18 protein-coding genes and 1 other annotated feature are annotated in these 20,275 nt (G+C 46.0%); of the genes, 10 read left to right on the top strand and 8 right to left on the bottom strand.

Annotated elements, in window-relative coordinates; all coding sequences use genetic code 11:
- Positions 1-90: 90 nt before the first annotated feature.
- Complete coding sequence (locus tag HNY42_RS12940) at positions 91-2,757, bottom strand: transglycosylase domain-containing protein (RefSeq protein ID WP_188004600.1); 2,667 nt, start codon at positions 2,755-2,757, stop codon at positions 91-93.
- A gap of 150 nt (positions 2,758-2,907) precedes the next feature.
- Positions 2,908-3,109, top strand: a binding site (T-box leader).
- A 48-nt stretch (positions 3,110-3,157) separates the two neighbouring features.
- On the opposite strand from HNY42_RS12940, the gene tyrS reads away from it, so the two are divergent.
- Entirely contained in the window at positions 3,158-4,405 is a 1,248-nt protein-coding gene (gene tyrS / locus HNY42_RS12935) for a tyrosine--tRNA ligase (protein ID WP_131502806.1), read from the top strand.
- 49 nt (positions 4,406-4,454) lie between these two features.
- Here the strand turns inward: tyrS and HNY42_RS12930 are convergent, their stop codons facing one another.
- From HNY42_RS12930 to HNY42_RS12920, 3 genes are all read right to left on the bottom strand, one after another.
- On the bottom strand, positions 4,455-4,982 hold the full coding sequence (locus HNY42_RS12930) for a biotin transporter BioY (protein ID WP_131502805.1): 528 nt from the start codon (positions 4,980-4,982) through the stop codon (positions 4,455-4,457).
- Positions 4,983-5,097: 115 nt separating this feature from the next.
- Entirely contained in the window at positions 5,098-5,697 is a 600-nt protein-coding gene (gene rpsD, locus HNY42_RS12925; RefSeq protein WP_012371102.1) for a 30S ribosomal protein S4, read from the bottom strand.
- 225 nt (positions 5,698-5,922) lie between these two features.
- Positions 5,923-6,408: a GAF domain-containing protein gene (locus HNY42_RS12920; RefSeq protein WP_188004599.1), complete on the bottom strand. Its 486-nt coding sequence runs from the start codon at positions 6,406-6,408 to the stop codon at positions 5,923-5,925.
- Between the two features lie 219 nt (positions 6,409-6,627).
- On the opposite strand from HNY42_RS12920, the gene ezrA reads away from it, so the two are divergent.
- Both ezrA and HNY42_RS12910 read left to right on the top strand, forming a co-directional pair.
- Positions 6,628-8,334 carry a septation ring formation regulator EzrA gene (gene ezrA, locus HNY42_RS12915; protein ID WP_188004598.1) on the top strand — a complete coding sequence of 569 codons (1,707 nt, stop codon included), beginning with the start codon at positions 6,628-6,630 and terminating at the stop codon, positions 8,332-8,334.
- Between the two features lie 67 nt (positions 8,335-8,401).
- The gene (locus tag HNY42_RS12910; protein WP_188004597.1) at positions 8,402-9,961 is read left to right on the top strand and encodes an amidohydrolase; all 1,560 of its coding nucleotides are present in this window, start codon (positions 8,402-8,404) and stop codon (positions 9,959-9,961) included.
- 34 nt (positions 9,962-9,995) lie between these two features.
- On the opposite strand, the gene HNY42_RS12905 is transcribed toward HNY42_RS12910, so the two are convergent.
- The gene (locus HNY42_RS12905; RefSeq protein ID WP_026827725.1) at positions 9,996-10,811 is read right to left on the bottom strand and encodes an NAD kinase; all 816 of its coding nucleotides are present in this window, start codon (positions 10,809-10,811) and stop codon (positions 9,996-9,998) included.
- Positions 10,812-10,975: 164 nt separating this feature from the next.
- Here HNY42_RS12905 and tpx point away from each other — a divergent pair, with 164 nt between their 5' ends.
- The 4 genes from tpx to HNY42_RS12885 all read left to right on the top strand — a co-directional run bounded on the left by tpx (position 10,976) and on the right by HNY42_RS12885 (position 14,772).
- Positions 10,976-11,482, top strand: a complete 507-nt coding sequence (gene tpx, locus HNY42_RS12900; protein ID WP_131502814.1) for a thiol peroxidase — start codon at positions 10,976-10,978, stop codon at positions 11,480-11,482.
- A 103-nt stretch (positions 11,483-11,585) separates the two neighbouring features.
- Positions 11,586-12,494 (top strand): class I SAM-dependent methyltransferase, encoded by a 909-nt coding sequence (locus tag HNY42_RS12895; RefSeq protein WP_188004596.1) that lies wholly within the window; start codon positions 11,586-11,588, stop codon positions 12,492-12,494.
- A gap of 120 nt (positions 12,495-12,614) precedes the next feature.
- The gene (locus HNY42_RS12890; RefSeq protein WP_114595245.1) at positions 12,615-13,826 is read left to right on the top strand and encodes an acetate kinase; all 1,212 of its coding nucleotides are present in this window, start codon (positions 12,615-12,617) and stop codon (positions 13,824-13,826) included.
- Positions 13,827-14,166: 340 nt separating this feature from the next.
- On the top strand, positions 14,167-14,772 hold the full coding sequence (locus HNY42_RS12885; RefSeq protein WP_233494505.1) for a 3D domain-containing protein: 606 nt from the start codon (positions 14,167-14,169) through the stop codon (positions 14,770-14,772).
- Between the two features lie 93 nt (positions 14,773-14,865).
- Here HNY42_RS12885 and HNY42_RS12880 read toward each other — a convergent pair whose 3' ends face one another.
- A complete protein-coding gene (locus HNY42_RS12880) occupies positions 14,866-15,303 on the bottom strand; it encodes a universal stress protein (protein WP_026827730.1) in 438 nt (145 codons plus the stop codon).
- Positions 15,304-15,455: 152 nt separating this feature from the next.
- On the opposite strand from HNY42_RS12880, the gene HNY42_RS12875 reads away from it, so the two are divergent.
- Positions 15,456-16,181 (top strand): SDR family oxidoreductase, encoded by a 726-nt coding sequence (locus HNY42_RS12875; protein WP_188004595.1) that lies wholly within the window; start codon positions 15,456-15,458, stop codon positions 16,179-16,181.
- Positions 16,182-16,290: 109 nt separating this feature from the next.
- Here HNY42_RS12875 and HNY42_RS12870 read toward each other — a convergent pair whose 3' ends face one another.
- Positions 16,291-17,403 (bottom strand): M24 family metallopeptidase, encoded by a 1,113-nt coding sequence (locus tag HNY42_RS12870; protein ID WP_131972390.1) that lies wholly within the window; start codon positions 17,401-17,403, stop codon positions 16,291-16,293.
- Positions 17,404-17,559: 156 nt separating this feature from the next.
- Here HNY42_RS12870 and HNY42_RS12865 point away from each other — a divergent pair, with 156 nt between their 5' ends.
- Entirely contained in the window at positions 17,560-18,870 is a 1,311-nt protein-coding gene (locus tag HNY42_RS12865) for a DRTGG domain-containing protein (RefSeq protein ID WP_026827733.1), read from the top strand.
- 41 nt (positions 18,871-18,911) lie between these two features.
- Here the strand turns inward: HNY42_RS12865 and HNY42_RS12860 are convergent, their stop codons facing one another.
- A complete protein-coding gene (locus HNY42_RS12860) occupies positions 18,912-19,229 on the bottom strand; it encodes a YtpI family protein (RefSeq protein WP_131502799.1) in 318 nt (105 codons plus the stop codon).
- Between the two features lie 66 nt (positions 19,230-19,295).
- On the opposite strand from HNY42_RS12860, the gene HNY42_RS12855 reads away from it, so the two are divergent.
- Positions 19,296-20,231, top strand: coding sequence for a DHH family phosphoesterase (locus HNY42_RS12855; protein WP_188004594.1), 936 nt, complete (start codon positions 19,296-19,298; stop codon positions 20,229-20,231).
- Positions 20,232-20,275 lie beyond the last annotated feature (44 nt).

The raw sequence follows: 20,275 nt of genomic DNA, 5'->3' as shown, positions 1-20,275 counted from the left end.
CGGAAGTAGGTGGTCTTGTTTTTTGTTTTGAACGGAAACTAAAAAAACACCGACTCTTTTAGAGTCGATGCTTTAGTGACGGAACTTAGATTACTCAGCGTTTTTCTGCTTTTCATCCGCTTTGCGTTTGGCATCCGCGTCGGCTTTCGCTTTTGCTTCATCTGCTTTGCGTTTGGCATCCGCGTCGGCTTTCGCTTTTGCTTCATCCGCTTTGCGTTTGGCATCCGCGTCGGCTTTCGCTTTTGCTTCATCTGCTTTGCGTTTGGCATCCGCGTCGGCTTTCGCTTTTGCTTCGTCTGCTTTGCGTTTGGCATCCGCGTCGGCTTTCGCTTTTGCTTCGTCTGCTTTGCGTTTGGCATCCGCATCGGCTTTCGCTTTTGCTTCGTCTGCTTTCTGTTTGGCATCCGCTTCCGCTTTGGCTTTTGCTTCATCCGCTTTCTGTTTGGCATCCGCTTCCGCTTTGGCTTTTGCTTCATCCGCTTTCTTTTTATCTTGTTCGGCTTGTTTTTTCTTTTCTGCTTCTGCTTCTGCTTTTTTCTTTGCTTCCGCTTCTTTTTTCTTTTGGTCTTCCTCTTTGAAACGACCGGTGTTTTTGAAGTCATCTGCACTGACAGAGGCCGGCTGATTGAATCGGGCACCTGACTTAAAGTAACTGCTGTTTGCGTTATACGTCAGATTCGCCATTTGAGCCCAAAGATTTTGTGTCCGTTGATAGTACGTGGTTGCACCCATCAATGAGTTGTTTTGGTCATGTCCGGTCCAGACGGCAAGGGTGACACCAGGTGTTGAACCGACCAGGTACGAGTCTTTGATTTCATTGGTCGTCCCGGTTTTACCTGCCCAATCACCAGGTATCTTGAGTAATGAATTGGCATATTGCGCCGTTCCTTTATCAAAGACACCCCGCATCATATCAAGCGTCAAATAAGCGGTACGATCTTGGTAGATACGCTTTTTCTTTGATTTTGCTTTATAGATGTTTTTACCGTCTTTCGTAATCTTCGAAATGACATACGGTTTGACGTATTCACCGTAGTTGGCAAGCGTTGCATAAGCTCCGGCAAGTTCAACTGGTGTAATTTCCATCGTTCCTAAAGCGGCAGATGGGGCATAGCGGATATTATCCGGAATTTCAATTCCCATATCGACTAATTTTTGAATCGAATTCGACATATTCATCTTCTCGTACGTTTTAACGGCAGGAACGTTTAGAGACAGTTCCAATGCTTCGCGTACGGTGACGTTTCCACGGTAACGTCCGCCTTCATTGTTGATTGGATTATCACCGGGTTGACGCGGAACGGTCTGGTAATAATACTCTTCGTCATTAATGGTCGATGCCGGTGTGATTAATCCATTTTCAATTCCGTTCGAATAAACAAGAATTGGTTTAGCAGTCGAACCGATTTGACGTTTCGCCTGGAAAGCACGGTTGAAGTCATCGGCTGTTCCATCCGTATAACGTCCACCAACAAATCCTAAAATCCGACCTGTTTCATTTTGAACCATGACAGCAGCGGTTTCTTCCGGATCTTTTTTCGTGACTGTCTTTTTCGTTTTTGGATTGACGACTTGTTTGTATTGCGGCGCACTCGGGAAGTTCGACGCATTTTTAGCCGGTGTTTGCATCGCTTCGTGAATCTTTTTATCCAGTGTCAAATGAATTTTATATCCACCTTGTCGCATCGCAATCAATGCCTGATCCCGATAATTGGCTTTGACTTCGGCAAGTTCAGAAGGTTTAACCTCATCTTCTTTGATCCCGTCCTGTTTCATGAAATAGCTTGTCATGATTTTAAGTGCTTCTTTTTCAGCTAAATCATAGACATACGGATACGTATCACGTGAACGTTTTGATGTTTTAGAAAAATCTTTTGTAATATCGTATTTTACAGCTTTCTCATATTGTGCTTTTGTAATGCTTTTCGCGACATACATTCGCTTTAAGACCGTTTTCATCCGGTTGGTACTCGGCGTCAAATCTTTTTTGACCACTCCACCTTGAAGGTAAGGTGTGTAGTAGTAAGGATTTTTTGGAATACCTGCGAGGAAAGCAGCTTGTGGTAACGTCAGTTTTTTGGCCGGTTTGTTAAACACACCACGTGACGCAGCTTCGATTCCGGCGATATTTCGTCCCAGTGAATTTCGACCAAACGAAACGACATTCAGATAAGCTTGCAGGATCTCATCTTTTGTCATCGCATTTTCGAGACGCAGAGCCAAAATGATTTCTTTGGCTTTCCGTTCAAACGAGACTTCATTCGTGAGGATTTGGTTTTTGATCAACTGTTGTGTCAACGTACTTCCGCCTGTCCGGGAAGACGAGTTCGTCACCTCTTGTAAGACGGCACGTAATGTAGCTTTTGGTACGACTCCATCATGCTCGTAAAAATCAACATCTTCTGTCGATAGGACAGCATCGAGCAGATAAGGAGAAATTTCCTTAATATTGACAGGTTGACGTTCTTCGTCCGTGGCAATGTTCGTCAGCTTTTCGCCACTTCCCCAATAAATCTCACTCGTAATGGCATAACTGTTTACTTGTTGTTTCATTTCTGTCAGTTTCGGTGCTTTTGTATCTTTGACAAGCGAAGCGAAATAACCGCCCGCTGCTCCGACAGAAAAACTTCCGACTAACAAGACCCCTATGATGAGGAATAAAATGATATTCCAAGATACGTCGTATGTGATATTCGACCAGTGCCGAACGGCTTTCGTCCGGGGATGATTCCAAAACTTGAACCAGTTCTCGCGCATAAATGATCTCCTTTACATCTTAAACTTGGGTGTAAATTAACATTAAATCACAGATAGACGTATTATACCATAACTGAAGTATTAGAAAATGGCTTGACAGTGGATTCTGCTTCAACGTATCATGGAAACATCTTAATCAAACGTATAGTAGAATCAGCTGTGATTGGAAAAAAGTAATGAACCGCTCCCTGTATCAGAGACCTAGTGGTGCTGCGAACTAGGACATAGCGCTTCATGAATTACGCTTCCAGGAGCTTCTTGAGAAATCAGGCGGTCTGCCCCGTTATCGGCAATCTAAGTGGCATGAGGTTCATGCAATTAGGGTGGTACCACGGAATATTCCGTCCCTTCGTTCAGACGAGGGGACGGTTTTTTTTAGACTATTTTAGGGGGAAGACAGATGACGTTACTGGAAGATTTAGAGTTTCGCGGATTGATCAGTCAAATGACGGACGAAGAAGGAATTAAAGAATTACTTGAAAGTCCGACGACACTATACACTGGATTTGATCCAACAGCAGATTCACTCCACATCGGACACTTATTGCCGATTCTTGTGTTAAAACGTTTCCAACAAGCGGGACACCATGCGATTGGATTAGTCGGAGGGGCAACGGGAATGATTGGTGATCCGAGTGGCCGCTCGACAGAACGTTCATTGAATACATCGGATATCGTCGAAGAATTCGCCAACCGGATTAAAGGACAATTGTCACGCTTTTTGCCGCTTGATGGCGAAAATCCCGTAACGATTGCAAACAATCTTGACTGGACAAAGGATTTGACAATAATTGATTTCTTGCGCGACATCGGGAAACATTTCCCGATCAGCTACATGTTGGCGAAAGACTCCGTTGACTCACGTCTGCAAAACGGAATCTCGTTCACGGAGTTCTCCTACATGTTGCTTCAATCGTTCGATTTCTTGAAGCTGTACGAAAATGAAGGATGTCGCCTGCAGGTCGGTGGAAGTGATCAGTGGGGAAACATCACGGCAGGAATGGAATTGATTCGCCGCGTCGGTCATGACCAAAAGGCTTTCGGAATCACAGTGCCGCTCGTTACGAAATCGGATGGTCAAAAATTCGGGAAAACGGCCGGTGGAGCAGTTTGGCTCGATGCTGATAAAACGACACCGTACGAGTTTTACCAGTTTTGGTTCAACGTCGATGACCTTGATGTCATCAAGTTCTTAAAATATTTTACGTTCCTGACACCTGACGAAATCAACGCCCTTCAACAGGAAGTCGAGACGGCACCTGAAAAACGAGTTGCACAACGCCGGTTGGCAGAAGAAATGACAGTTCTCGTTCATGGCGCAGAGGCACTCGAACAAGCGGAACGGATTACAAAAGCATTGTTCAGCGGTGAAATCAAATCGTTGAAAGCAGAAGATATTGCCGATGCCTTCAAAGGAATGCCACGTTTCGCACTGGGAGAGGCAACAAACCTGGTCGACATCCTTGTCGAAGCCCAAATCAGTCCGTCGAAGCGTCAAGCACGCGAAGATGTGACAAACGGTGCGATTTACATCAATGGGGACCGAGAACAGGAATTGACAAAAGAGATTACGAAACAAGATGCGATTGGTGATTTCACGATCATCCGTCGTGGGAAAAAGAAATACTTCGTGCTCGAGCACGCTTGAAGCGAATAAAAAACAACGCTGGCGATTTCGTCAGCGTTGTTTTTTTTGTTTAAGCGACACGGAACAGGCGAAGGGGAAGCAAACGGACGGCGATCGTTGTTGCGAGCAACGCTTTTAGGACATCACCGAGAATAAACGGAATGTTGATTGTCAGGGCATCGAGGAACGACAGATGCAAGACGGCCATCAAACCGAACGTGCCGAGCAGATAAACGAGTCCGAGTCCAAACACGAGCATCCCGATGAATAGCGGAATGAAACGGCGTGTCCTTTCAGCGACGAGACCGATGAAGAAACCGGCAATCGGGAACGCAATCAGATAACCGACGGTCGGACCGACGAATGGGGCAAGTCCTCCTTTTCCACCAAGTAAGGGAAGACCGGCAGCGGCAAGCAATAAGAAGATCAGGACAGCCAGTCCCCCGCGTTTGGCACCGAGAATGGCACTGACCGTCATGATGGCGAGCATTTGAAGCGTGATCGGTACCGGACCGACGAGTTGAAGTTGCGGCAGTAAACTGACCGCAGAAATGATGGCAGCACCTAAAGCGATAAATGTAAGATCTTTTGTTTTCATAAGATGACACGTCCTCTATGTTTTGTGTTAACCAATATAAAATAAAGGTTAACACAAAACATGAAAAAGGGAAACAAAAAAAGCACCCACCGGAGTGGATGCTTGAAACAACTGATTAACGTGAGTAGTACTCAACGACGAGTTGTTCTTGGATTTGATCGTTCAATTCAGAACGCTCTGGAAGACGGACGAACGTTCCTTCGAGCTTCTCAGCATCGAAAGTAACGAAGTCTTTAGTTGCTGGTGCAACTTCGAGTGCTTCTTTGATAACGACAAAGTTCTTTGATTTTTCGCGAACTGAGATCGTTTGACCTGGTTTCACGCGGAACGACGGGATGTCGACGCGAGCGCCATCAACTTGGATGTGACCGTGGTTGACGAGCTGACGAGCAGCACGGCGTGTACGAGCCATACCCATACGGTAAACAACGTTGTCAAGACGTGCTTCAAGTAAGAACATGAAGTTCTCACCGTGGATACCAGGCATTTTGCCAGCATCGTTGAAGATACGGTTGAATTGGCGTTCGTTTACTCCGTACATGTGACGAAGCGTTTGCTTCGCTTGAAGTTGGAGACCGTACTCAGACATTTTGCGACGGCTGTTACCGTGTTGTCCTGGAGCGTACGGACGTTTTGCGATTTCTTTTCCTGTTTCAGTAAGTGAGATACCGAGACGACGTGAAAGTTTCCAAGCTGGACCTGTATAGCGAGCCATAATAAGACTCCTCCTTAGTGTTCGTTATTATTTGCATAAAAATAATAACGCCATCAAACCCACGTTACGCCCATTTCATGATGTGGCACCCTCGCTTGATAGCAAAGTTACACGATGCCCCTCCGGCAAAGCCGAGTCATGAAATGTGATACGTAAGCGATTTGACCGCTATCGTTATCATTTCTGCACTTTTACAAGTATACGTCTGCTGATTCCTGCTGTCAATCAAATATGGCGAAGAAGAATTTCGCTGAATGCTTCAAGACCGGCTTGATCCGTTTCGTCGAAGCGGTTGAGTTCAGGACTGTCGATGTCGAGGACGCCGATCGTTTTTCCGTCTTTGATCAACGGCACGACGATTTCCGAATTAGTTGTTGCGTCACAGGCGATATGTCCCGGGAACGCATGGACATCCATGACGAGTTGTGTTGTTTGATCCTGAGCGGCTGTTCCGCAAACTCCCCGTCCGAGCGGAATCCGGACACACGCCGGCAGTCCCTGGAATGGACCAAGGACCAACTCGTTTTGTTCCGGGTCCATTAAATAGAACCCGACCCAGTTCGTCCGGTCGAGAAATTGACCGAGTAAGGCACTTGCATTTGAAAGGTTGGCAATCTGATTCGTTTCCCCAGTCAGTAACGCATCAAGCTGTTTATTCAGCATTTCGTATTGTTTTGTCCGGTCACCATCATAAGTCGTTGTCTCAAACATATAGAATTCCTCCTGAAAAATCATATTTTAATCATCTTATCGGGTTTTCACACGACTGACAAACAATTGATTTCAAGAAACCCGGCTAAAAATTCGGAAGAAATTAGTAAAAGCCCGAGTAAATCTATGCAAATCGGTTGCGCTATACTATTATAAGGATAAGATTAAAGCGAATTTCTCAAAATATAAAGTCGCTTGATAGGGTGGAGGTCGTAGCAAATGTGGGCATGGGTGATTGGTGTCATCGTCATCGTATTACTCGTCATGCTGTTTAGCATGATCAGTCGGAAAAAATATTATACGAAAATCGATGAACTTGATCTTCGGAAACAAGGAATCATCAGCGCGTCGATTCCGAAGGAGTTGCAAGAACTGAAGGAACTCCCGATGGCGGGTGAGACGGAGACGAAATTCACTTCCTGGCATCAGGCATGGGAGGAGTTAGTGACAGTCCACGTCGCACAAATCGATGAGACATTATATCGAGCGGAAGAAGGGCTGGATCGTTACCGGTTTGTTGCGGTTAAAAATGATCTGGAGGTAACAGAACAATTAATTGCCGAACTCGAGGGATTAATTGATGGGATGCTGGTAGACATGTCGACGTTCAAGACAAATCAATCGGTCTTGGCGGAGCTTAAGGCACAAAGCGAAACAAACTCCAGTCAAATTCGTAAATCGTTATTGTTGCAGGCGACGTCATTCGGACCTGCGTTACCTAAATTGGAAGAACAGGCGGAACAGATTGACCAGTTACGGATTGAGATGGTTGCCTTTGAAGAAGCGGGTGAAGTGACGAAAGCCTATGAGACAAGTTTGTTACTTGAAACAAAAGTAGAAGAAACACGTCAACTCGTCGAAGTGATTCCACAGCAGTGGAAGACACTCGCTCACGAATTGAGACAGCGCATTGATCAGCTAGGAGCCGGCTATAAAGAGATGACATTAGATGGGTATCCGCTTGAACCACTCGGTATGCAATCTGATATCAAACGATTTGAAGAACAACGTTTGAGTCTCGTCAAGAAGCTCGAATTCCTTGAAATTAACGGACTTGAAGAGCAGGTGCAACAACTTGCTTCAGATATCGACCAAATGTACGATACGTTCCGTCGTGAAGTCGATGCCCGGCACCATGTGAAAAAAGAAAATCAATCATTGAAGCAAAAAGCATTACGGATGCGTGAAAAGGTTCATCAATTGGCACAAGAATTCAGCATGTTGCGGGAAAACTATGAAATTTCGGCAGATTTAGGAGAACATTACGAATCGATTCAACGGGATGAAGAAATGTTATTTGGAGCAGCGAAAGATTTGGATGAATCGATTGCAAGCCGGATCATCCCCTTCAGTATGCTGGAAGATCAAATGCGGGATGCTGTCCGATTGGAAGAACAATTGATGCTTCAATACGAACGATTCGCGGTTGAATTGCAGGCGTTACGGAAAGAAGAAACAGAAGTCCGTCAACGTGTTGCCGAATGGCGACAATTGTTATCGACCATCCGCTTGCGCTTAAAACGACTCGGTCTTCCGAAAATCCCTGCAGACGTCGAAGAAGCTTTACAAGCATCAAGTCGTTCGCTGCAGACGCTTGAAACACGGCTGGAAGAGTTACCGTTTAATGTCCATTACATCGTTTCCCAAAGCGAAGATGTCAACGGAACGTTTAAAACATTGCAAGAACGGATAGATAAAGTAGTATTCGAAGTCACTTATGCAGAACGGCTCGTTCAATACGCCAATCGATTCCGCCGACAAGATAACGAGATACATATGTCGTTGACGATTGCTGAGACGAAGTTCCTTGCAGGAGACTATGAACGGACGATTGCGTTAGGAGAACAAGTACTGCAACAATTTGATCCTAATTCGATTGAACGTATTCGAAAAGCATGTGGTCAACCGGAAACGATGCATGCATAATCATCACTGACAATTCAGGGTGGCCGTCCAGGTCACCCTGTTTTTGTAAAAAAAGGGAGCGATTGAGATGGGGAAACTGTACGTAAACGGAATCATTCGAACGATGACGCACGAAACAGATATTCACTCGGCGATGTTCATTGAAGGAGAACGGATCATTGCCATGGGTGAAGAAAGCAAGTTACGACGGCGGTTTGGAAGACGGATTCTGTCGATCGTTGATTTGAACGGGAAAGCGGTTTATCCGGCTTTCACCGATGCACATATTCATTTGATCGGATACGGTGAAGCCATCGGACGTGTGGATGCGTCGCGTTATGCAACGTTAGCGGAATTGGGAAAAGCATTCGTCGAGGCAGAAGCCGTTAACGGATTACATGTGGCAGAAGGATACGATGAAACGAAGCTTGACCGGGCACCGACGAAAGCATGGTTAAATCAGCTCTTTCCGACAGAACCGGCCTTGTTGAAGCGGACGGATCGGCATACCGTACTCGTCAACGATGTTTTGTTCAAACAGTTGGGATATAAAGCGTCAACCGTCATTGAAGGTGGGAAAATCGGGTTACTCGAATCGGGAGAAGCGGACGGATTTCTTTATGATGCGGCGATCGAACCATTGTATGCCCTGCAATCGGGCTCAGTCGAGCGGAATAAATCCTCGTTGCGGTCAGCCATTAAAGATTTGTACCGTCATGGTATTGTTGCTGCGCATACGGAAGATTTGGCGTATCATGGCGATTTAGAAGAAGTCTTGCAAGCATACCGGGAAGTGACGGAAGAAACGGGATTCCATGCTCATCTGCTCGTTCATCATTTAGTCATTGATCAACTTATTCAACTGAATCCCGTCCTGCCGCCGACGTTGTCGACCGGTGCGATGAAACTGTTCGTCGACGGGGCGCTCGGAGGACGGACGGCACTGCTTGGCAGAGGATATTCGGATGATGCGACGACACGCGGCATCGAAGTCCATTCTCCGGAACAGTTGGAACAACTCGTCAAACGGGCCCGGAGTTACGGCTTTACGGTAGCGGCACACGTCATCGGGGACTTGGCGATCGAACGTTTCGTAGCCGTCCTTGAAAAATACCCGGCTCCAAAAGGGACACGGGACCGAATCATTCATGCAACGGTCGTACGTCCGGAGTTGTTGGCACGAATTCGAAAATTGCCGGTCTTGATCGATGTCCAACCGGTCTTCCTGCTCGATGATGCTGATTTTGCGCAAGACCGACTCGGGTTGAATCGCTTGGACTGGGCCTATCGGCTGAAATCTCTTGCGGATACGGGAGCGCTTCTGTGCGGTGGATCCGATGCGCCGATTTCAAGTCCGGATGTCCGGCGTGCCTTGTATGCTGCGACGACGGGGACAGCAGGTAACATCAATAAGACGGACGAAGTATTATCAATGTATGAAGCCCTGCTGTTGTTCACGAAAAATCCACATATCGCAACCGATACACATGGACGAAAAGGAATGTTGCTTCCGGGATACGATGCAGACTTCGTCATCTTTGAACAGGATTTCTACATGTTAAGCGGGGAAGCTGTCTTAACCAACCGGTTGCTGGAGACTGTTCAAGCAGGAAGAACTGTTTTTGAGGCGACGCCAGTCATGAATTAAAACAAAAAAACTGCCAATCGGCAGTTTTTTTGTTTTACAAGAAAGAACGTTGGATTTTATGCCAAAATGTATTATTCGTTAATTTAACGGTCTTAAGTTCTTTTTCCGATAATTGAATATCGACGGAATCTGTCCGTTTTAAACTGAGCGCTTCATTGTCCATTCCGATGATCGGATAGTCGTTGCCATCTTCGATGATTCGTAAAGACAACTTACGACCGCGATTCAAGAGGAATGCCGATCCGAGTGTCCGGTACCGGTTGTTGTTGACGGAAGCAATCTCACTGACTTGAAGACAATGGATTAATGGATCAACGATTGCCCCTGATAATGATTTGTTGTAAGCCGTTGAACCGGTTGGTGTCGAGATGACCATACCGTCCCCGCGGAATGTCTCAAACAGGAACCCGTCGATATAGACCTCAATTGCCAGCGACTTGATGATGCTCGACTTAACGGAACATTCATTTAGACACAACATACCCGGTCCACCGTTAATTGAAGCTTCGAGGAGCGGATAGCGACGGACTTCAATTTCACCTTCAGAAGCACGGCTTCCGGTTTCCTTGAATATGGCTTCAACCGAAGAGAGATCGTTGATATCGAAGTCACAATAAAATGAGTTCGGTCCTTCGGCAAACCCGACATAAATCGCATCTTCCCGGAATCCTGTAAAGCGTGCCGCTTGAAGGAAGGCACCGTCTCCGCCGATCGAGACAATGATGTTGGCTTGTTTGTGGTCCTGAACGACATTCAGTCCATACCGATTTCCTACTTCAATCAGTTTACGTACCTGCGTCTCGTGTCTTTGTTTGTTACGGTAATACAGGTAGACATTGTTTCGAGCCATGGTCAATTCCCCCTTGAAAGCGTTTCATGAACTCCTTTATTATACCCGTCTTTGACAAAAATCGGTACTGCCAGCTCGAAGTGCGGGCAGAAATCTTGTGTTACCGTGGTGGCATTTCTATAGTAGAATGGAAAACGACATATGAATCTATCGGGAAATGGGGAATTTACATGGCAACATTTAAAGGGAACGCAATCACATTAATCGGAACACCTGTTGAAATCGGACAAGAGGCACCGGATTTCGAAGTATTAGCAAACGATCTTTCACCGGTGACACGCGATACGTATGAAGGAGTTCGAATCATCAGTGTCGTACCATCAATCGATACAGGTGTCTGTGATGCCCAAACACGTAAATTCAACGAAGAAGCAGCGGCTATTGAAGGTGTAACAGTCTTGACGATTTCAAACGACTTACCGTTTGCACAACGTCGTTGGTGTGCGGCGAGTGGACTCGACAACGTCGTGACGCTATCAGATCACCGTGATCTTTCGTTCGGTACACAGTACGGAGTCGCAATCGAAGAACTTCGTTTACTGGCTCGTTCGGTCTTCGTCATCGACGCAGCAAATGAAGTCGTTTATGCGGAATATCTAGAAGAGTCAACGAATGAAGTTGATTTTGAATCAGCACTTGCGGCTGCCAAAGGAGCCAAAACAACGAAGTAAGAATGGTTTACAAACGGCGTAAAACCGCTACAATGAAAGTAATGAGAAAGAACGGCTCCCAAGAAGTGCGGGGGCCGTTTCGTTTTGAAAGGATGGAACACACATGGAATCACTAGAAAAATTATATAAAGAATTGACACAGCAAACGCGTAAATTAGAACGTGATTTAGACATGCCGTACCTTGAAGGTCTGACGGAAGTCATCGACCGTTTGAATGAACGGCATACGGAAAACGTAGAACCGGAAACCGTCCGAAAAGCCGTATCACTTGCCATTCTCGAAGGAATGAAACAGGCACAACCGAATCACTTGCCGACACCGGACAGCGTCGCATTGTTTGCGGGTTATTTAATCGGGAAACTAATCAAGAAGGAGGATGTCCGTCTGCTGGATCTTGGCAGCGGGACAGGCGGTATGTTGCATGCTGTCCTCAGTCAACTTCCGAAAGATACGGTTGCCGAAGCCGTTGAGGTGGATGAAACATTAATTCGACTTTCGGCATCTGTTTCTGAACTCATGGATTATCCGGTCAACTATACGCATCAGGATGCTTTGCGTCCGCTTTTGCTTGATCCGGTCGATTTAGCTATGGCAGATTTGCCGATCGGCTATTATCCGGATGAAGAAGTCTCGAAAACATACGTTTTAAAACGGGATGAAGGTATGAGTTACAGCCATTTCCTGTTGATCGAACAAGCAATGAATTATGTGAAACCGGGCGGGTTTGGAGTGTTTGTCATTCCGAACGGACTCTTTCAACATGATACAGAAGGTAAGCTGAAGCAATATTTCGAAACAAAAGCCCATGTCGTCGGAATCCTCCAGTTACCGTTGACGATGTTCAAGCAGGAACAAGCAGCTAAAAGTTATTTGATTGTCCGGAACCACTTGGCGGGTATGGCGATGCCAAAACAGGCATTGTTGGCCGAGTTGCCATCGTTTACCGACGCCCGTGCCTTCGGCGGGATGGTGAAACAGATTGATGAATGGATTAACACAGAATTAAAATGAAATGCGCAAAGTGATTGAAATCTGTCGTTAATTTGACTATTCTAGTGTAGAACAGAAAAAGAGCAAGACTCATACAGATGTGAATGTCGATCGATTTGAATGGAAAAGGGGAAATAAATCATGGCAAAGATTATGGCAGTAAACGCCGGTAGTTCGTCACTGAAGTTCCAATTACTTGAGATGCCGAATGAAACGATGATTGCAGTTGGTTTAGTAGAGCGCGTCGGAAAAGACGATGCCATCTTTACGATTAAATATGGCGAAGGACAGAAATACACGGATGTTCTTCCGCTTGCGACACATAAAGAAGCAGTTGAATTATCACTTGAGAAACTCATGGAATTCGGCATCATCTCATCGTATGATGAGATCAAAGGTGTCGGACACCGTGTGTTACACGGTAAAGAAAAATATGCGGACTCTGTTGTCATTACAGAAGAAGTCATGCAAGACATCGAATCTTACACGGAGCTCGGTCCGTTACACATTCCGCCAAACTTGATCGGAATTCGTGCGTTCCAAGCGATTTTACCGGAAGTACCGCAAGTCGCTGTTTTTGATACAGCTTTCCACCAAACAATGCCGGAAGAAAACTTCCTGTACAGTCTTCCGTACGAATACTACACAGAGTACGGCATCCGGAAGTACGGTTTCCACGGAACAAGCCATAAATATGTCACGGAACGTGCTTCTGAATTGTTGGGCCGTCCATTACAAGACTTGCGTCTGATTTCATGTCACCTCGGTAGCGGAGCATCGATCGCAGCTGTCGCAGGCGGAGAATCACTTGATACAACAATGGGCTTCACACCACTCGAAGGAATCACGATGGGAACGCGCTCTGGTTCGCTTGACCCAGCCTTGATCCCATTCTTGATGGAGAAAACCGGCAAGACAGCAGAAGACGTTCTAAATGTCATGAACAAAGAGTCAGGCATCTACGGTCTTTCTGGTCTTTCAAGTGACCTGCGTGATGTTGAATCTGCAGCGACAGAAGGAAATCACCGTTCGGAAATGGCGTTACGAATCTTCGCTAACCGGATTCATGGCTATATCGGTCAGTATGCAGCAGAGATGAATGGCGTCGATGCCATCATCTTTACAGCAGGTGTCGGTGAAAACTCGGATTCGATCCGTGAGCGTGTCTTACGTGGCCTTGAATTCATGGGCGTTTATTGGGATCCTTCACTCAACAACGGTGCACGCGGAGAAGAATTGTTCATCAACTATCCGCATTCACCGGTCAAAGTCATCATCATTCCGACGAATGAAGAATTGATGATTGCCCGTGACACGGTTCGTATCGGTGGATTGGTCGAGCAAAACGCATAATTAAATCTTTTTGAGCAAACGTCTGGATCACAACGAAAGTTGTATTCAGGCGTTTTTTTGTTTGAAGAAAATCATCTCAACGGAGTGAAAACAGGTGAGATGATTTCTCGTAATAAAAACGTTTGTTACAAGGTTTGTCATATAAAAAACGTGAAAACGAAAGTTAAACCGATTATTGTCGAAAAAACGGTTTGAAACCGATAAAAATGAGACTTTTGTAATATAAAAGTAACAATGACGTCATCTTTTTGTGGTCTATATGTAACGGCACAGCTTCATTTTGTCATGTATATTAATGTAAGTTACAAAACAGGGACAATTATGGAGGAGAGATTACATGATGATGAAACGAATAATCGCTAGTGTTTTAGCAGTCTTGTTAGCACTCAGTTCGTTTGCAGGTCTTCAAGCGGAAGCTGCAACTAAAAAAAATGTCAAGTCGTCGGTCGATAGTCTGATTGTTCGCCAGAAAGCTACCACAGCGTCCAAGAAACTCGGTCTTCTATATAAGAATCAAACGTTACCGTACAAAGCTAAAACAGGAAACTGGTATAAAGTAAGTTATAAAGGAAAAACGGCGTACCTCAGTGCCCGTTATTCGAAAGTCGTCACATCAAGCGGATCGAAAAAACAATCAACAGGTGGTTGGAAAACAATCACAAACGTAAGTGCAACAGCTTATACACCATACGATCCAGGTAGCGGTAATTTAACGGCAATCGGCTGGAACATCAAGAGCTCGAAAAAGAAAGTCGTAGCAGTTGATCCACGTGTGATTCCGCTTCGTTCAACAGTCAAAGTGTATTACAAAGGGAAATTAAAAGGGACATATACAGCAGCAGATACAGGTGGTGCCATCAAAGGCAAGAAGATGGACATTTTGTACTACTCACGTGCCGAAGCATTTAACTGGGGTCGTCGTAACGTCACTGTTAAATACAAATAAGTCATTTCAATCAATCGTACATTGGTGCGATTGATTTTTTTTGTCCAAAAAAGCACTTCCTCTTGAAAGAGAAAGTGCTCAAAATGAGTTCAATTAAAGACGAACAATCAAGACATCACACTTCGCGTAACGTGTGATACTTTCTGAAACGCTACCGATAAAGAAACGTTCAACAGCGTTTAAGCCGGTTGCTCCACAGATAATCAAATCGACATTATGGTTGGGTGCAAGTTTTTTGGCGATGGTTACTTTCGGGGAACCGTATTCAATAGCGACTTCAACATCTTTTACACCACGCTCCTGAGCTGTCTTGACGTAATCATCGAGCAGTTCTTTTGCATAGGATTCGGCACGTTCGGTAATCGTCCGATCGTAGGCCTCGACAGTTGCGAAAGTCCGTGTATCGATGACGTGAGCAATGACGAGTTTGGCATTGTTTCGAAGTGAGACGTCAATCGCCGTTTCAAAAGCACGTTCTGCCTCTTTTGATCCGTCGACTGCTACTAAAATGTTATGATATACGATTGCCATCTTGTATCCATCCCTTCGTCTTCCTCTGATTTTACACCCTTATTATACCATTCCCTCAAGTAGAAGGTGAGGAACATTTAAGGAGATTTTAAAATTGTTCTTCGCCAGCGGAACCCGTAAGATGGAAAGAGATGAAAGGAGGCGATGCCAAGATGAGGCACGCGTTAATTACAGCAGGAACAAAAGGACTCGGTGAAATGGTGACCCGTCGTTTACTCGAGGAGGGGTGGCACGTCACTGCGCTTCACCGCTCGGAGCCGACATTTGTTCACGAACGACTTCATTTGATTAAAGCGGACGTCACGCAGCAAAATCAATTGATGGATGCGGTTGAACAAACGATGACTGCCCACGGTCGGATTGACGCGTTAATTTTAAACGCGGGACCGTATATCTTCGAACGGAAATCGCTTGTCGACTATTCGGATGAAGAGTGGAATGAAGTAGTGACCGGTAACCTGACAGCCAGTTTTTGGTTATTGCGAAAAATCCTTCCGATTATGCGCGAACAACAATACGGACGTATCATTACATACGGTTTTCCGGAGAGTGCATCTGCACCCGGGTGGGTGGATCGAGCTGCATTCGCCGCTGCGAAAAGCGGTATGGTCAGTTTGACGAAAAGTGTAGCGCTTGAAGAGGCGGAATACGGAATTACGGTAAACATGGTCAATCCCGGTAATATTGTGGGCGACAATAAGTCAAAACGGATTGAAGAGGCGACGGCGGATGAACAGACGCCGGTCGGACGGACAGGTGTCGGAGAAGATATCGCGCGGACGATTTCATTTTTAGTAGCGGAAGAATCCAGTCTGATTACAGGGGCGATTCTTGATGTGACCGGTGGTGTCAATGTTGTGCATCAATCACGACCGTGATTTTTCGGAAGAAGGATTAACAGCTGGATTTGGCTGTGTATACAAATCAGGTGGGCGGAATTCGAATTCCGTCCACCTGATTTTTGTTTTTATTAGATTCTGATTTCGTTTACTGTACGGCTGTTACCGGTAAGGATTGGAGGTGCTTCGGATAGCGGGTCAGTGCTTCCGGTCCGCTCTCGGTTAAATGAATGTCATCTTCAATACGGACACCGCCGACGTTCGGGACATAGATCCCTGGCTCCAGTGTATATACGATTCCAGACTCCGCTGTCAGCAAGTTGTTCGATGCGAGTGACGGGAATTCATGGACATCGATGCCGAGACCGTGTCCAACACGATGGGTGAAATAGTCACCGTAACCGGCTTGTTCAATCACCTTCCGGGCAGCTTGATCTAATGTACCAAGAGTCACGCCGACCCGGCTGGCTTCCGTTGCTGCTTCAAGTGCTTGAAGAACTGTTTGATAAATAGTTTGTTGTTCTTCACTGGCTTCCCCGTAAACGAACGTCCGAGTAATGTCTGAGCAATATCCTTTCCAAACGACACCAAGGTCGAACAGAACGAAATCGCCTTCTTGAATGACTCGGTCACCGGGCACACCATGCGGATCGGCACTGTTTGCTCCGAATAAAACCAATGTATCGAACGACATCTCACGGACGCCCTTCTTTTTCATTTCGAACTCGATTGTTGAAATGACTTCCATTTCCGTGACGCCGGGACGAATCGCCTGTTTGCCGATTTCGATCGCTTCGTCAGCTAATGCTGCTGCTTCGCGGAGAATTGCAATTTCTTGAGCGTCTTTTTTTAGGCGTAGTGCTTGCAAGGGTTGACCGATATCAAGAATTGCCGCATTTTCCTGACGGGCTTCCAACTCTTTAAACCGGCTGAAAGTCATGTGTTCACCTTCAATTCCAATTCGGTTATTGGAAATCGAAAATGTCTTCAGGGTTTCGCTAATTTTGTCAAATGGATGCTCGTGGTCCGCATACGTAATGACTTCGCCGTCCCATGGACTTGCAGCGACGATGTTGGCTTCGAGGGCTGGGCAGAAGAGGGCACGTTTTCCGTTAGCATCTACGATGACAGCCATCACACGTTCATGAGGTTCCGCATAGACACCTGAAAAATAAAACACACTCGCTTTTGACGTAATCAATGCAACGTCGATTCCTGATTCCTGTAATACACGACTAATCTGATTTGTCCGTTCTAACATATCGTTTCCACCTCTCTGTTCGTTTCAGGATTCAGTATACCATCGTTAGAAATGGAAAACATTTCTCGCAAATCGGGACTAGTACACTTTTCATTCGTTGGAGTGGTACAGTATAATGACAGAAGAGTAGAATATAGGAAAAAGAAGGGATACAGCATGCCTACAAAACATGAACAGATCATCCGGCACATTGAGGATCTCGATGTGGGCGCCAAAATATCCGTCCGGCAAATCGCAAAGGACTTAACGGTATCCGAAGGTACGGCATATCGTGCCATCAAAGAAGCGGAAAATTTAGGGTTCGTCTCAACGATTGAACGTGTCGGGACGATTCGCATTAAAAAGAAACAAAAAGAAAATATTGAAAAACTGACGTTTGCGGAAGTCGTCAATATCGTCGATGGACAGGTTCTCGGAGGACGTGACGGACTTCATAAGACATTGACGAAGTTCGTCATCGGCGCGATGAAGTTAGAAGCGATGATGCGTTATATCGATGTCGACAGTCTCGTCATCATCGGAAATCGGGAAAAAGCACATGAGCTGGTCTTGGATGCAGGAGCAGCAGTTTTAATTACCGGTGGTTTTGACACGACGGAAGACGCAAAACGATTGGCAGACGAAATGGAGTTGCCGATCATTTCCACGTCTTACGATACGTTCACTGTCGCGACGATGATCAACCGGGCCATCTATGACCGACTGATCAAAAAAGAAATTTTACTGGTCTCCGATATCTTAATTCCTTTACACGATACGTTTTATTTGCAAACGAACGACCCGATTGCCAGATGGCATGAACTTAATGAGCAGACAAAACATAACCGTTATCCGGTCATTGATGAACAGATGAAGGTTGTCGGTGTCGTGACGGCGAAGGATATCATTGATCGTCCACATGACTGGCCGGTCGAAAAAGTCATGACCCGTCACCCGATCACGGTCGGAATCCGGACAAGCGTGACGAACTCCGCGCACCAGATGGTATGGGAAGGGATCGAGATGTTACCGGTCATCGATCAGTACGGACGTCTGCTTGGCATCATCAGCCGGCAAGATGTCTTGAAAGCCCTGCAACTGGCGAACCGTCAACCGCAAGTCGGCGAAACGTTTGATGACTTGATCACAGGACAGATCAAAGCGGCAGAAGATGCGAGAGGACCTTACCTTTCACTCGAAGTCTCACCGCAGATGACGAACTTCATGGGGACGGCTTCGAGTGGTGTCTTGACGACCTTGCTCGTCGAAGGAGCGACACGGATGTTGCGTCATATGAAAAAGGGTGACCTCGTCATCGAAAATGTCAGCATTTATTTCATCAAACCTGTTCAAATCGAGAGTACGATTACGATTCGAGCCAATGTGTTTGATGTCGGACGGAAGTTCGGAAAAGTGGATGTCGAGATGTATCAAGGTACACAAATCGTGGCGAAAGCACTCGTGACGTCACAACTAATCGATCGATGACAGGGACTGGACACAAAAAAAGACGGTAGCTACCGTCTTTTTTACGATTGTTCCGACTGTTCCATTTCACGGACGACATACGGATAGATTTTCTTATAGCGGATGAAACCTGCGATAAATGAAGCGACACCGATGACAATCAGAATCGAACAGACGACTTTTCCGATCGTCGTCGTCAATCCGTCACCAGACACAAATTGGTTAACGGCAAAAAGAATGACGAACAAGCTGAGCCAGATGCTCGCTTGCGTATTGAATAAAAATTTCCGGTTCGTGCTTTTCGTATGAAACGCACGTCGTTTTGCAAGTAAATATCCACCAAGAGACAAGACGATTAACAGAATGAGAACAAACTGCATATGGATGACCTCCTTTTCTTTCTATATCTGTTTGTATCATATCAATATTTAGAGGAGCTGTGCACTGTGAAAGAACAAATCAGACAATTGATTGAACAAGCATCGACAATCATCATTCATCGGCATGAACGTCCGGACCCTGATGCGCTAGGCAGTCAGTTTGGATTACAGCTGGTTTTACAAAAGCGATTTCCCGATAAAACAATAAAGGCAGTGGGCGAGATGGCGACCTCCCTTTCATTCATGGGAGAGCTCGATGCTGTAGAATCAGCAGAGTACGCGCATGCACTCGTCATCGTCCTGGATACCGCCAATCAAGGACGGATCGATGGAGCGGAAGCCTTAAACGGTCAACACACGATTAAAATCGACCACCATCCGGACGAAGATCCATACGCCGACGTTCAACTTGTGGATACAACCGTCAGTTCGACGTCAGAATTATTGGTTCACCTCTTAAATGAATGGGAGTACGAGATTCCGGCAATGGCGGCGATTCAATTTTATGCAGGAATTGTCGGTGATACAGGCCGCTTCCAATTCAGAGGCACGACAAGCCGGACATTTTCCGTCGCAGCGCAACTGCTGGATACAGGAATCGATACGGATTGGCTCTACCGCAACATGTATCAGACGGAACTGGTTGCTTTACAGTTACAAGGCTATGTCTTGCAACATATCCAGTTGACGAAAGCCGGCATCGGGTATGTCGTGTTGACACAGGATACATTGGCGACATTCGATGCGACCGTTGAACAAGCGTCCCTCCTCGTCAATAGCTTCGCAGGTCTGAAAGGCTTAAAAGCATGGGCATTATTCCTCGAAACTGATAAGGAAGTTCGTGTCCGCCTGCGTTCGAAAGGGCCGGTCATCAATGAGGTAGCCAAAGAATTTAATGGTGGCGGACATCCGATGGCATCAGGTGCGACGATCAAAGATTTGACGGAAGTGGATACGGTCGTCTCCCGTTTGAATGAAGTGGCAGAAGCCTTTACGTTCTAATAAAAAAAGGCTGCTCGCCATCATCCTGTTTCGGATACATGGCG

Origin of the sequence: Exiguobacterium sp. Helios, from assembly GCF_014524545.1 — a bacterium.
Taxonomy (GTDB): domain Bacteria; phylum Bacillota; class Bacilli; order Exiguobacteriales; family Exiguobacteriaceae; genus Exiguobacterium_A.
The sequence above is the reverse complement of the archived record's forward strand: the minus strand, read 5'-3'. Positions and strand labels throughout refer to the sequence as shown.

Bases quoted from the DNA above. Each gene is read 5' to 3' on its own strand.
- ezrA (WP_188004598.1), top strand. From the start codon at position 6,628: ATGTGGGCATGGGTGATTGGTGTCATCGTCATCGTATTACTCGTCATG.
- HNY42_RS12875 (WP_188004595.1), top strand. From the start codon at position 15,456: ATGAGGCACGCGTTAATTACAGCAGGAACAAAAGGACTCGGTGAAATG.
- HNY42_RS12910 (WP_188004597.1), top strand. From the start codon at position 8,402: ATGGGGAAACTGTACGTAAACGGAATCATTCGAACGATGACGCACGAA.
- HNY42_RS12905 (WP_026827725.1), bottom strand. From the start codon at position 10,811: ATGGCTCGAAACAATGTCTACCTGTATTACCGTAACAAACAAAGACAC.
- HNY42_RS12920 (WP_188004599.1), bottom strand. From the start codon at position 6,408: ATGTTTGAGACAACGACTTATGATGGTGACCGGACAAAACAATACGAA.
- HNY42_RS12870 (WP_131972390.1), bottom strand. From the start codon at position 17,403: ATGTTAGAACGGACAAATCAGATTAGTCGTGTATTACAGGAATCAGGA.
- tyrS (WP_131502806.1), top strand. From the start codon at position 3,158: ATGACGTTACTGGAAGATTTAGAGTTTCGCGGATTGATCAGTCAAATG.
- HNY42_RS12940 (WP_188004600.1), bottom strand. From the start codon at position 2,757: ATGCGCGAGAACTGGTTCAAGTTTTGGAATCATCCCCGGACGAAAGCC.
- HNY42_RS12895 (WP_188004596.1), top strand. From the start codon at position 11,586: ATGGAATCACTAGAAAAATTATATAAAGAATTGACACAGCAAACGCGT.
- HNY42_RS12885 (WP_233494505.1), top strand. From the start codon at position 14,167: ATGATGAAACGAATAATCGCTAGTGTTTTAGCAGTCTTGTTAGCACTC.
- HNY42_RS12880 (WP_026827730.1), bottom strand. From the start codon at position 15,303: ATGGCAATCGTATATCATAACATTTTAGTAGCAGTCGACGGATCAAAA.
- rpsD (WP_012371102.1), bottom strand. From the start codon at position 5,697: ATGGCTCGCTATACAGGTCCAGCTTGGAAACTTTCACGTCGTCTCGGT.
- HNY42_RS12890 (WP_114595245.1), top strand. From the start codon at position 12,615: ATGGCAAAGATTATGGCAGTAAACGCCGGTAGTTCGTCACTGAAGTTC.
- HNY42_RS12865 (WP_026827733.1), top strand. From the start codon at position 17,560: ATGCCTACAAAACATGAACAGATCATCCGGCACATTGAGGATCTCGAT.
- HNY42_RS12860 (WP_131502799.1), bottom strand. From the start codon at position 19,229: ATGCAGTTTGTTCTCATTCTGTTAATCGTCTTGTCTCTTGGTGGATAT.
- HNY42_RS12930 (WP_131502805.1), bottom strand. From the start codon at position 4,982: ATGAAAACAAAAGATCTTACATTTATCGCTTTAGGTGCTGCCATCATT.